Below are 11,575 nucleotides of genomic sequence, written 5' to 3'. Positions count from 1 at the left end.
TCAGACGGTGCCGAAGATGCGGTCGCCAGCATCACCCAGGCCGGGCACGATGTAGCCGTGTTCGTTGAGGTGGCTGTCGAGCGCCGCCGTCACGATGGGCACGTCGGGGTGGTGCTGGAGCATGTTGGCCACGCCTTCCGGTGCGGCCAGCAGGCTGATGAGCTTGATGCTGGCGCAGCCGGCCTCCTTGATGCGGTCGATGGCGGCCACGGCCGAGTTGCCAGTGGCCAGCATGGGGTCGACCACGATGACCTGCCGCTCGGCGATGTCGGCCGGGACCTTGAAGTAGTACTCGACGGGCTCCAGTGTTTCAGGGTCGCGGTACAGGCCGATGTGGCCCACGCGTGCGAGCGGCAAAACAGCCAGGATGCCGTCGAGCATGCCGTTGCCCGCACGCAGGATGGAGACCAGGCAGAGCTTCTTGCCGCTGATCACCGGCGAGTCCATGGTGGTGATGGGCGTGGTGATGGTCTGCAGCTCGGTGGGCAGATCCCGCGTGGCTTCGTACACCAGCATCTGGCTGACCTCGCGCAAGAGGTTACGAAAGCTGTCGGTGTTGGTGTCCGTGCTGCGCAGCCAGGTGAGCTTGTGCTGCACCAGGGGATGATGGACCACGGTGAGGTTGGGGAAATCTGCGGTCATCTTGCTTTCCTGTTGTCAAAACACGGTGCCGTCGCTGTCGAGTTGCACGGGGGGCGGGCCGCCGGGGCGCTTGGCCAGGGCGATCTGGCGCCCCGCTGCCCAGCTGCCCCCCTCCAGGACACGGGCCAGAGGGAACTGCTCGGGCGTCATGCCCAACTCGCCCCGCACGGCCTCGGCCAGATGATCCAGGATGGCCACCGTCAATGCACGCCATTCGACGATGGGCTCGGCATCCACGGCCCAACGTGTGGTGTGGAAGGCACGATCGCGGGCCTGCAGCAAGCCCAGGTCCAGCAACAGGCCACCGTTGCGGTACTCCGGCAAGCCCGTGAGTTCATCGAGCCCGATCACGGTCAGGCCGGCGTCCTCCAGCGGCTCCAGCAGGGAGTAGGTCATCCATTGGCTGAGCTTGTGGAAGGGCAACCAGCCATCGGGCGCATCGGGGTGCGGCCAGCAATCGCCCAGCGGCACGCCCCCCAGTTCATGCCTGCCCGGCCAGATGTGGCCAAGCGTGTGCAACAAGAGCGACAGCACATGGGCAGCACGAACCTGGCCGGTGGGGGACTGCCGAAACAGCGTGTCGATCAGGTGCCCGGGCCTGAGCAGGCCGGGCTCGTCCGGGCGGCCGTAGACATCGGGATGGGCCTTGAGCGCCAGGGCCAGTTGCCGCAGCAGGTTGGCACGCCCTTCCAGGCCCACCAGCGGGTTCTTGTCCGACACCTGAAAGGCCAGGGCCAGATCGGCCGTCTGCACGCGCTCCAGCCCTTTGGCGTCTGCGCGGCAGGGTTGATGCGGATCGCTGGAGAGCCCGCCCCCAGACCACCACCGGAGGCTGGCCACACCCAGGCCTTCTGAGCGGCTGAGAGCCTGGCTGCTTGCCTGATCCCTGTATTGCCACGATGGGCCCGCGCCGGCGTCCAGCAGCACGCTGGTGATGGCCAGGTCCACCCGGGCGCGGGCGCGCTCCAGGCGTGTGTGCAAACCATCCAACCCCTGCTCATGGGACACGGCCGACCACCGGTCCACGCCACCGGCCTCGAAATGCCGCCAACGGCTGTGGTACGGCACCTTGAGGCTCGGGTAGCGCTGGCGGATCACATTGGCCACATAAGCCGACACCACGGCCATGCGCTCAGGGTGCCAGGTGAAGTGGCGGGCTTGGCCTGACTGCGCCAGGGCCATGATCGCCGCGCTGTGCTGGCGAACGGCGCAGGTGCTCAGCAGCTTGTCTGCCAGGCTGGGTGCAGGGGCATGCAGGGCGCTCATTCCATCAACCCCCTGCCCTTGGGCTGGGCCAGCTCGCTCGCATCGGGTGTGTAGGTCGAGAAATAGCCTGCGGCCTTCTTGGCGTCCATTTCAACGCGGGCGTCTGCAGGGATCAAGGCATCGGGGATTGGCACGCGCTCGACCACCTCGATGCCCTGCTCCACCAGCGCACCGTGTTTCATGTTGCTCATGGAAGCCCAGCGGTCAATGCGCTTGATGCCCAGCCAGTGAAAGACATCGGGCATGAGTTGCTGGAAGCGCATGTCCTGCACACCGGCCACGCATTCGGTGCGCTCGAAATAGGTCTCGGCACGGTCGCCACCGTTCTGGCGCTTGCGCGCGTTGTAGACGAGGAACTTGGTGACCTCGCCCAGCGCGCGCCCTTCCTTGCGGTTGTAGATGCACAGGCCCACACCGCCTTGCTGGGCCATCTCGATGCACACCTCGATGCCATGGGCCAGATAAGGGCGGCAGGTGCAGATGTCGGAGCCGAACACGTCCGAGCCATTGCATTCATCGTGCACGCGGCAGGCCACCTTGGTCTCAGGCTTGCCCAGCAGGCTGACATCGCCGAAGAAGTACAGCGTCATGCCGCCAATGGGTGGCAGGAACACCTTGAGATCGGGCCGCGTCACCAGTTCGGGGAACATGCCGGCGGTCTGCTCGAACAGGTGGCGGCGCAATGCGCTTTCCTTGATGCCGAAACGCTCGGCCAGGCCCGGCAGGTACCAGACGGGGTCGATGGCCGCCTTGGTCACCTTGACGTCGCCATTGGCCTGCAGGATGTCGCCATCGGGTTGAAGCCGGCCGCTGGCCATGGCCGCCAACAGCTCGGGCATGTTGATGTGGGCCTTGGTGATGGCGATGGTGGGGCGCACGTCGAGGCCGGCGTCCAGTTGGGCCTTGAACTCGCTGGCCACGAGATGCCCCCAGGGGTCCAGCGAGACGATCTTGCCGGGGTCTGCCCATTGCGGGTGCGGGCCGATGACTTCGGCAGGCATCGTGTTGGTGAGGTCGGGCTTGTGGTCGCGCTGCAGCGCACCGGAGGCCACCGCCAGGGCACGATAGACGGAGTAGGCACCCGCGTGCGTGCCGATGACGTTGCGCACACCCGGGTTGGCCACGCTGGCAACCAGGGGGCCCCGCTGCGCCGCGGTGGCTGCGCCCCATTCGATGCCCTGATGGGCCTCGTCGCTCTTTTTGCGAGCAGGGTGTGAGGTCAAAACGATATGGGCTGACATGGTCAAAGACCTCCGTCTCCAAAGTGCCCGCCGATCTGGCGCCAGGGCTTGTCAACACCTTAGCGAGTTGCATGCCAGCCCGCTGTGACGGATCACCGGAGATGGGCTGAATCAAAGGGTCTGTACCGAGGACCCGCGGGCCTTGGGGGCTTCTCGCCGGCCCTTATGATGTGCGCCTACATCCACTGCCCATTCTCAGAAAGCATGCCGCCGCTTCCCCCCCTTACCCAGGCACTGATTCTGATCAACGTCGCCATGTTCTGCCTGGACGATGCCTTGACTGGCGGTGCATTGCGGTTCTACCTGGAACTGTGGCCACTGCAAAGCGGCAACTTCCTGCCCTGGCAGCTGGTGAGCTATGCCTTCCTGCATGGCTCGATCGAGCACCTGTTCTTCAACATGCTGGCGCTGTGGATGTTCGGTGGTGAGCTGGAGCGCGTCTGGGGCAACCGGCGCTACCTGGAGTTCCTGCTGGCCAGCGTGGTGGCGGCTGGCGCCACACAGTTGCTGATGTCCTTCCTGGGGGGCTGGGGCCACCCCATGGTGGGCGCCTCGGGCGGCATCTACGGCCTGCTGCTGGCTTACGCCATGATGTTCCCCAACCGGATCATCATGCCGCTGTTCCCCCCCATCCCCATGAAGGTCAAGTACTACGTGCTGGGCTTCGGTTTGCTGGAGCTGCTGCTGAGCTGGAAGGACACCACCTCGGGCATCGCGCACTTTGCGCACCTGGGTGGCATGCTGGGCGGCTGGCTGATGATCCGCTTCTGGCGTGGCCAGCCCCCGTTCAAGTCGCGTCGCGGGCCTGGTCGCCGCTTCTGACGCGCGATGAAACAGCGATCCCCACGGTGATCAGCACCAGCGCAACGGGGTGATACCAGCGGGGATGCTGCCCCAGCAACAGGGCAGACCACACCGCCGCGAAGATGGACGTGAGGTTGCCAAAGAAGGCGGCCATGGTGGGCCCCACGGCCTGCACGCCCAGACCCCAGCAGCGATAGGCCAGGATGGACGGGCCAATGGCGATGAAGACCATCGCGCCCCAGGCCTGCCAGCTTGAGGGCCACATGGGCGCCTGCCCAGGCCCGGCCATGATGGCTTCCACGGCGGTGCAAGCCCCGGCCCATATCAGGCCAAACAGCACCTGAATCTGCAAGAAGGCCGCCCAGTCCCAGTCCGGCCGCTGGTGCCCCAGCATGTTGGCAGGTGGGCAAGCCAGCATCCAGCTGTAGAACGCCCAGGCCAGGCTGGCCAGCAGCATCAACAGATCGCCCGGCACGAGGCGCACATGCCGCAGCACCTCCCACTGGCCTTGCGCGATCACCAGCACCACACCCAAGGCGGACAACAGTGCGCCCAGCAGTTGACGTGCATGCAAGCGCTGGCCGTAAGCCAGCCAGCCCACCAGCATCATCCAGACGGGCACGCTGGAGCCGATCAAGGTGACGTTCAGCGGGGTCGAGGTCTGCAGCGCCAGGTACTGCATCGCGTTGTAGGTGCCCACGCCCAGCACGCCAATGGCGGCGAGGTACACCCAACGCTGGCGGATGGCGGCCATGTCCCGCCAGACCCGAGTCGACAGGGGCATCAGCATCAAGGCGACCATCAACCAGCGCAAGGCGTTCATGGCCACGGGTGGCAAGGTGCCGACCATCAGGCGGCCCACGACGGCATTGCCCGCCCACATCATGGGCGGCAATACCAGCAGGAACAGGATGCGGGGCTGGAGATAGGCGGGGCGCGTCAAGGCAGGCTCAGGCAGGTGGTCGATCACCTGCCATTAGAACAGCCTGACAAGAAAGAGCGCGCGCGGATCAAGCGGGCAAACGATGCCGCAAACGATGCGGCAATGGGTGCGCCAGTGGGCACGCCATCAGGCGCTCAGTCACGCGCCATGGTGGCCTTGCGATACGCATGCCAGGACGCATGCCCCACCACGGGCCCGACCACCAGCAGGCCCAGAAAGCCCGGCAACATGGCCATGACGATGGCCAGGGTGATCAGGGCGCCCCACAGCAGCATCACGCCCGTCTGCGTCGTGACCAGGCGCATGCTGGCCAGCGCGGCCGAGATGGCATCGGTGGACTTGTCCAGCATCATGGGCATGGAGATGACGCTGAAGGCGAAGATCAAGCCGGCAAACAGCGCACCGACCGCCATGTAGCCGGCGAAGAAGGTCAGGTACTCCTCGGTCAGCATCGAAGACAGCGGGCCGCTGAAATCCGGCACACCATCGAAGCTGATCGCAAAGACGATCATGGCCGAGCGCCCCCAGAGCATTTCCAGCACCAGCAGCACACAGGCAAAGATGGCCAACTGCCCGCTGCTGATGCGCCAGGCCGTGAGCGAGGACCACATGCTGACGGGTTCACCGCGGCCCAGGCGGCGGCTGACCTCGTACAGGCCCAGGCACAGGAAAGGGCCGAGCAAAAGGAAACCTGCAGACAGCGCCAGCGTGTACTGCGGCGCCTGATGGAAGCAGGCCACCATCAGCCAGCCCATGAGCACGAAGCAGGCCCCGTAGAACAGGCCGATCAAAGGTGCGCGGGTGAAGTCATGCCAGCCCAGGGAGAGCCACTCGAAAGGGTCGTGCCAGCTCAACTGCGCCAAGGGCATGTCCAGCACGCTGTTGCGGCGCGCGGCCTCAGCCGGGTCGGCATCGATGATGGGGGCGACGTCCACCTGGCCTGGTGCGCTGGCCAGCTTCATGCCGGGGGCCAGCGGCGCTTCGGCAATCGGCGTCAGGAAGCGCGATGACAACTCAAGCTGGGATGAGGGCGCATCCTGTTGCGAAGGCTGCCCTGGCCAGAGGTGGGCCCTGCGAAGGGTCGGGCGACGACGGTGCGTACGGCGACGAGAAACCAGGACATGATGTGTCAGACGACCAGCCGTACCCATGCGTTCTCCTCCGAAGCACCTTCGATAGGAGAAAAGTACGCCTGGAATGGCGCTGCGTCACTGGTGAAAACACGGGGAAAACAGGTCAACCGGTGTCAGTCAGCCTGCTTTTTGTCCCCAAATGTATTCAACCGCGACGTACTCGGCGCAATTCGTCCAGGATCAGCAAGCCGGCGCCGATGGTGATGCCGCAGTCAGCCACATTGAAGGCCGGGAAGTGGCCGCCCGGGAACATGGGCGACAGGAAGTTCCAGTGGAAGTCCAGGAAGTCGACCACGTAGCCGTGCACCAGGCGGTCGATCACGTTGCCGATGGCGCCGCCCAGGATCAGTGACATCGCCCAGGCAAACAGCTTCTGGCCGCTGTGCTGGCGCAGCATGTAGAGGATGAAACCGGTGGCGGCGAAGGCCAGGCCCACGAAGAACCAGCGTTGCCAGCCGCCCGCATGGGCCAGGAAGGAGAACGCTGCACCGGTGTTGTGCACGCGCACGATGTTGAAGAAGGACAGCACGTGGCGGCCGTCCCCCAGCTGGAACATGCCCAGGATCAGCACCTTGGTGAACTGGTCCAGCAGGATCAGGATGAAGGCGATGCCCAACCAGGGCAGCAAACCCTGGTTGGCGCCCGAAGCGGACTTTTTGGTGGCCATGCGGGTGCTCAGGCGTGTTCGCGGTGTTCACCCTCACCGTGCAGGTTGCTGTCGCAACGGCCGCAGATGGTGGGGTGCTCGGGGTTGACGCCAACGTCGTCACGGTAGTGCCAGCAACGCTCGCACTTCACAGCCTTGGACGGGTTGACCTCGATCTGGGTGGCATGGCCTTCGGCCAGCTCGACGCTGGAGACGATCAGCACGAACTTGAGGTCATCACCCAGGCTGCGCAGATCGGCCAGCAGGCGCTGGTCGTCGGCGCTGATGGTGACGAAGAGATTGGCCTGCAGCGAGGCGCCCACTTCACCACGGGTGCGGACTTCTTCGATCTGGCGGTTGCACTCCTCGCGGAAGGCGCGGATGCGCGACCACTTGGCCAGCAGTTCGGCGTCCTTGTCCGCTTCGTGGAAGTCCCAGTAGGTTTCGGTGAAGATCGACTCGCCGCCGTTGAAGACCTTCCAGGCCTCTTCGGCCGTGAAGCTCAGGAACGGCGCCATCCAGCGCAGCATGCCGTTCGTGATGTGCCACAGCGCGGTCTGCGCGGCGCGGCGGGCGTGGCTCTTGGCGGCGCTGGTGTACAGGCGGTCCTTGAGCACGTCCAGGTAGAACGCGCCCAGGTCTTCGGAGCAATAGACCTGCAGCTTGGCCACGACCGGGTGGAACTCGTAGCGCTCGTAGTGCGCGAGGATGTCCTCCTGCAGCTGCGAGGCGCGGGCCAGTGCGTAGCGGTCGATCTCCAGCAACTCGCCCAGCGGCACGGCATCCGTTTCGGGGTTGAAGTCGGAGGTGTTGGCCAGCAGGAAACGCAGGGTGTTGCGGATGCGGCGGTAGCCGTCCACCACGCGGGCGAGGATCTTGTCGTCGATGCCCAGGTCGCCCGAGTAGTCGGTCGACGCGGCCCACAGGCGGATGATCTCGGCGCCCATCTTGGTGCTGATCTCTTGCGGTGCCACCGTGTTGCCCACGGACTTGGACATCTTGCGGCCCTGACCGTCCACGGTGAAGCCGTGGGTCAGCAGACCCTTGTAAGGTGCGCGGCCGTAGATGGCGCAGGCAGCCAGCAAGGAGCTGTGGAACCAGCCGCGGTGCTGGTCGTGGCCTTCCAGGTACAGGTCGGCTTCGTGCAGCTCATCGTGGCCGGCCGTCGGGTGGCTGCCTTGCGCCGGGTTGAGCACGTGGAAGAAGGAGGTGCCGGAGTCGAACCACACGTCCAGGATGTCGGTGGACTTGCTGTACTCGGCTGCTTCCGCGCCCAGCCATTCGGCCGGGTCCAGCTTGGACCAGGCTTCCACGCCGCCGGCTTCGACCAGGTCAGCAGCCTTGTCCATGAAGGCCATGGTGTTGGGGTGCAACTCGCCCGTGACCTTGTGCAGGAAGAAAGGCAGTGGCACGCCCCAGTTGCGCTGACGGCTGATGCACCAGTCAGGGCGGTTGGCGATCATGTCGCGCAGGCGGGTGCGGCCGTTCTCCGGGTAGAAGGTGGTGTGGTCGATGGCATCCAGCGCAGTCTGGCGCAGGGTCTTGTCGGCCGGGTTGGAAGCGAACACGCCCTCGCCTTCGTCCATGCGCACGAACCATTGCGCAGCCGCACGGAAGATCACCGGCGTCTTGTGGCGCCAGCAGTGCGGGTAGCTGTGGACGATGTCCTTGGTGGCCAGCAGTCGGCCGTGCTCGCGCAGGGTCTCGAGCACCACGGGCGCAGCCTTCCAGATGTGCTGGCCGCCGAACAAGGGCAGATCGGCTTCGTAGACGCCATTGCCCTGCACGGGGTTGAGGATGTCGTCGAACTTCAGGCCGTGCGCGATGCAGGAGTTGAAGTCGTCCACGCCGTAGGCAGGCGCGGCGTGCACGATGCCGGTGCCGTCCTCGGCGCTGACGTACTCGGCCAGGTAAACGGGCGCTTCGCGGTCATACCCCTTGTCCACATGGGCCAGCGGGTGCTTGAACTTCAGGCCTTCGAGCTTGGCGCCGGGCGTGGTGGCCAGCACCTTGACCTGATCCGGCTCGAAGCCATAACGGGCGACGGCCTTTTCCACCAGCGATTCCGCCAGCACCAGCAAGCCCTTGGGTGTGTCGACCAGGGCGTAGCTCAGTTCGGCGTGCACGTTCAGGGCCTGGTTGGCGGGGATGGTCCAGGCGGTGGTCGTCCAGATCACGGCGAAGGCGTCTTTGCTGAGCGCGCTCAGGCCGAAGGCTGCTGCCAGTGCGGCAGGCTCGGCACTCAGGAAGGCCACATCCAGCGTTTGCGATTTCTTGTCGGCGTATTCGATCTCGAACTCGGCCAGCGAGGAGCCGCAGTCAAAGCACCAGTACACGGGCTTCAAGCCTCGGTAGACGTAGCCACGCTCCACGATCTTCTTCAAGGCGCGGATTTCGTTGGCTTCGTTGCCGAAGTCCATGGTGCGGTAGGGATGGGCCCAGTCGGCCAGCACGCCCAGGCGCTTGAAGTCGGTGCGCTGGCCATCGATCTGCTCGGCGGCATACACGCGGGCCTTGGCCTGCACGTCATCGCGGCTGAGGTTGCGGCCGAATGTCTTCTCAATCTGGTTCTCGATGGGCAGGCCGTGGCAGTCCCAACCGGGCACGTAGATGGCGTCCATGCCCTTGAGCTGGCGCGCCTTGACGATCATGTCCTTGAGGACCTTGTTGACGGCGTGGCCGATGTGGATGTTGCCGTTGGCGTAGGGCGGGCCGTCGTGCAGCACGAACTTGGGCGCGCCCTGGCGGGCCGCGCGCAGCTTGTCGTACAGGCCGTTCTTTTCCCACTCGGCCACCCAGCCCGGCTCGCGCTTGGGCAGGTCTCCCCGCATCGGGAAGGGGGTGTCGGGCATGTTCAGCGTGGCGCGGTACTGACCCTCACCAGCGGTGTTGGCAGGGGCTGCAGACTTCTTGTCTTGACTCATGATCGTTCTCGGCAAAGGAACACGACAGGGCGGCCACATCTGGCCCCGTTGCCATCGGGTTCCTGGGAATCAGGTGAGCCGCGCACCACGCACGCTGCCTTGAAAGGCGAAAAAAGCGGCGGGGAAAGCGGCCAGGCTCGGTTTCGGTCAGACGGTGAGCGTCAAATTCGGTCGCGCGTGGTCTGACGGCGCTGAGCCTGGAAGAAGGACTTCGCATCGGCGATGTCCTTGTGGATGGCGGCCTGCAAGGCGTCCAGCCCGTCATAACGGGCTTCATCTCGGAGTTTGTGCAGGAGTTCCACGCGCACGATTTTACCGTAGCCCCCCTCGGTTCCCAGATGCGAGGGCCATTCAAAGCAATGGACCTCCAGCAGGACGCGCCCGGCGTCTTCCACCGTGGGGCGCACGCCCAGGCTGGCCACGCCTTCGATCGGGTGGTCGGCCAGGCCATGGGTGCGGACCACGAAGATGCCCGTGGTGGCCGGTTTTTCATGGCCGAAGCGCACGTTGAGCGTGCGGCAATCCAGGCTGCGGCCCAGCTTGGCACCGTGGATCACGTGGCCGCTGACGGTGTAGGGGCGCCCCAGCATCTGCTCGACACGGGCCATGTCGCCTGCCGCCATGGCATCACGCACCACCGAGGACGACACCCGGGTGCCGTGCACCTCGTAGCTCATCATGCGGGCCACGTCGAAGCCGTGGTCGTTGCCGGCGGCGTCCAGCAGGTTGTAGTCACCCGCGCGTTTGGCGCCAAAGCGGAAGTCATCGCCCACCAGCACGTAACGCGCGTTCAGGCCCTTGACCAGCACATTGTTGATGAAGTCGTCCGGGCTCTGGCTGGCAAATGTGCGGTCAAAGCGCAGGATCACGACCTGGTCCACCCCGCAGCGCTCCAGCTCGGACAGCTTGTCGCGCAGCGTGGCGATGCGCGCAGGCGCGATCTCCGGCTTGCCGGCCAGCTGGGCGAAATAGTCGCGCGGGTGCGGCTCGAAGGTCAGCACGGTGCTGGGCACCCCTCGGTGCTGGGCCTCGCTGCGCAACAAGGCCAGCATGGCCTGATGCCCCCGGTGCACACCGTCAAAGTTGCCAATGGTCAGCGCGCAAGCCGGGGCGAGCGCCGCATGGTGAAAACCACGAAAGACTTGCATAGACCCAAATTATGCCCGGCCAGCAGGCTGCCTCAAGGCAACACCAGCTTGGGGTCTTCCAGCCAGCGCCACTGGCCTGACGCCAACTCGTCCGACAAGATCAGGCGGCCAATCTGGCTGCGGTGCAGGCCTTCGACGCGGTTGCTCACGGCCGCCACCATGCGTTTGACCTGGTGGTACTTGCCTTGCAGCAGTGTCAGCCGCAGATGGCAGGTTTCCCCCTCCCCCACGGCTTCAGCCGCATCGGCCTTGACCGGCATGGGGTCATCGTCCAGCACCACGCCTTTGAGCAGCTTCTCGCACATGGCAGGTGTCACGGGGTACTTGCAGGTCACCTCGTACACCTTGGGCACGTGGTGCTTGGGCGAGGTGAGCTTGTGCAGCAGCGGGCCGTCGTCGGTCATCAGCAGCAGGCCCGTGGTGTCCTGGTCCAGCCGGCCGACAGGCTGCAGGCCGCGGCGGCGCAGCGGCACGGGCAACAGGTTGTGCACCCCCGGCCAGGCGCCGGGCTTGAGCGAGCATTCGTAGCCCGCCGGCTTGTTCAGCACGATCAGGGCCTTGACGTGGGTCACCCAGGGCATGCCGTCCACCACCAGCTCCAGCCGGTCTTCCGGGAAGACTGCGTCCGGGTCATCCACCACTTCGCCCTTGACCTGCACCAGGCCATGCAGGATCAGGCCCTCGCACTCGCGGCGGGCGCCGAAGCCTTGGGCAAACAGGATCTGGGCCAGGTGCTCGTGACCGGCGGGCAAACGGGAACGTGGAGGCATGGTAAAAATCGAATCCGACTGACACGGCCAGCTACTGGCCAAAGCGACATTGTGCTGC

At 65.4% G+C, this 11,575-nt stretch carries 10 protein-coding genes; 1 reads left to right on the top strand and 9 read right to left on the bottom strand.

What is annotated here, in order from left to right; genetic code table 11:
* Genes upp through JY96_RS17045 form a run of 3 tightly spaced genes read right to left on the bottom strand, consistent with a single transcriptional unit; the run spans position 1 to position 3,149 of the window.
* A complete protein-coding gene (gene upp, locus JY96_RS17055) occupies positions 1 to 642 on the bottom strand; it encodes a uracil phosphoribosyltransferase (protein WP_035039319.1) in 642 nt (213 codons plus the stop codon).
* Positions 643 to 657: 15 nt separating this feature from the next.
* Positions 658 to 1,908, bottom strand: coding sequence for a DUF1688 family protein (locus JY96_RS17050; RefSeq protein ID WP_035039317.1), 1,251 nt, complete (start codon positions 1,906 to 1,908; stop codon positions 658 to 660).
* Positions 1,905 to 3,149, bottom strand: coding sequence for a GTP cyclohydrolase II (locus JY96_RS17045; protein ID WP_035039315.1), 1,245 nt, complete (start codon positions 3,147 to 3,149; stop codon positions 1,905 to 1,907). Before JY96_RS17045 ends, JY96_RS17050 begins: the two co-directional genes overlap by 4 nt.
* A gap of 204 nt (positions 3,150 to 3,353) precedes the next feature.
* On the opposite strand from JY96_RS17045, the gene JY96_RS17040 reads away from it, so the two are divergent.
* On the top strand, positions 3,354 to 3,971 hold the full coding sequence (locus JY96_RS17040) for a rhomboid family intramembrane serine protease (protein WP_035039313.1): 618 nt from the start codon (positions 3,354 to 3,356) through the stop codon (positions 3,969 to 3,971).
* Here JY96_RS17040 and JY96_RS17035 read toward each other — a convergent pair.
* The 6 genes from JY96_RS17035 to JY96_RS17010 all read right to left on the bottom strand — a co-directional run bounded on the left by JY96_RS17035 (position 3,937) and on the right by JY96_RS17010 (position 11,517).
* The gene (locus JY96_RS17035; RefSeq protein ID WP_035043434.1) at positions 3,937 to 4,896 is read right to left on the bottom strand and encodes a DMT family transporter; all 960 of its coding nucleotides are present in this window, start codon (positions 4,894 to 4,896) and stop codon (positions 3,937 to 3,939) included. The genes JY96_RS17040 and JY96_RS17035 overlap by 35 nt on opposite strands.
* A gap of 134 nt (positions 4,897 to 5,030) precedes the next feature.
* Complete coding sequence (locus JY96_RS17030; protein ID WP_235333963.1) at positions 5,031 to 5,909, bottom strand: DUF2189 domain-containing protein; 879 nt, start codon at positions 5,907 to 5,909, stop codon at positions 5,031 to 5,033.
* A 265-nt stretch (positions 5,910 to 6,174) separates the two neighbouring features.
* A complete protein-coding gene (gene lspA / locus JY96_RS17025) occupies positions 6,175 to 6,696 on the bottom strand; it encodes a signal peptidase II (protein ID WP_035039311.1) in 522 nt (173 codons plus the stop codon).
* Positions 6,697 to 6,704: 8 nt separating this feature from the next.
* Positions 6,705 to 9,599: an isoleucine--tRNA ligase gene (gene ileS / locus JY96_RS17020; RefSeq protein ID WP_035039309.1), complete on the bottom strand. Its 2,895-nt coding sequence runs from the start codon at positions 9,597 to 9,599 to the stop codon at positions 6,705 to 6,707.
* Positions 9,600 to 9,760: 161 nt separating this feature from the next.
* Positions 9,761 to 10,747 (bottom strand): bifunctional riboflavin kinase/FAD synthetase, encoded by a 987-nt coding sequence (locus JY96_RS17015; RefSeq protein ID WP_035039307.1) that lies wholly within the window; start codon positions 10,745 to 10,747, stop codon positions 9,761 to 9,763.
* A gap of 32 nt (positions 10,748 to 10,779) precedes the next feature.
* Positions 10,780 to 11,517, bottom strand: a complete 738-nt coding sequence (locus JY96_RS17010; RefSeq protein WP_052162670.1) for a pseudouridine synthase — start codon at positions 11,515 to 11,517, stop codon at positions 10,780 to 10,782.
* Between the last annotated feature and the right edge of the window lie 58 nt (positions 11,518 to 11,575).

Source organism: Aquabacterium sp. NJ1 (assembly GCF_000768065.1).
In the GTDB taxonomy this organism is placed as follows: Bacteria; Pseudomonadota; Gammaproteobacteria; order Burkholderiales; family Burkholderiaceae_C; genus Aquabacterium.
The sequence above is the reverse complement of the archived record's forward strand: the minus strand, read 5'-3'. Positions and strand labels throughout refer to the sequence as shown.

Coding starts and splice junctions, on each gene's coding strand:
- upp (WP_035039319.1), bottom strand. CDS start 642: ATGACCGCAGATTTCCCCAACCTCACCGTGGTCCATCATCCCCTGGTG.
- JY96_RS17050 (WP_035039317.1), bottom strand. CDS start 1,908: ATGAGCGCCCTGCATGCCCCTGCACCCAGCCTGGCAGACAAGCTGCTG.
- JY96_RS17045 (WP_035039315.1), bottom strand. CDS start 3,149: ATGTCAGCCCATATCGTTTTGACCTCACACCCTGCTCGCAAAAAGAGC.
- JY96_RS17040 (WP_035039313.1), top strand. CDS start 3,354: ATGCCGCCGCTTCCCCCCCTTACCCAGGCACTGATTCTGATCAACGTC.
- lspA (WP_035039311.1), bottom strand. CDS start 6,696: ATGGCCACCAAAAAGTCCGCTTCGGGCGCCAACCAGGGTTTGCTGCCC.
- ileS (WP_035039309.1), bottom strand. CDS start 9,599: ATGAGTCAAGACAAGAAGTCTGCAGCCCCTGCCAACACCGCTGGTGAG.
- JY96_RS17015 (WP_035039307.1), bottom strand. CDS start 10,747: ATGCAAGTCTTTCGTGGTTTTCACCATGCGGCGCTCGCCCCGGCTTGC.
- JY96_RS17010 (WP_052162670.1), bottom strand. CDS start 11,517: ATGCCTCCACGTTCCCGTTTGCCCGCCGGTCACGAGCACCTGGCCCAG.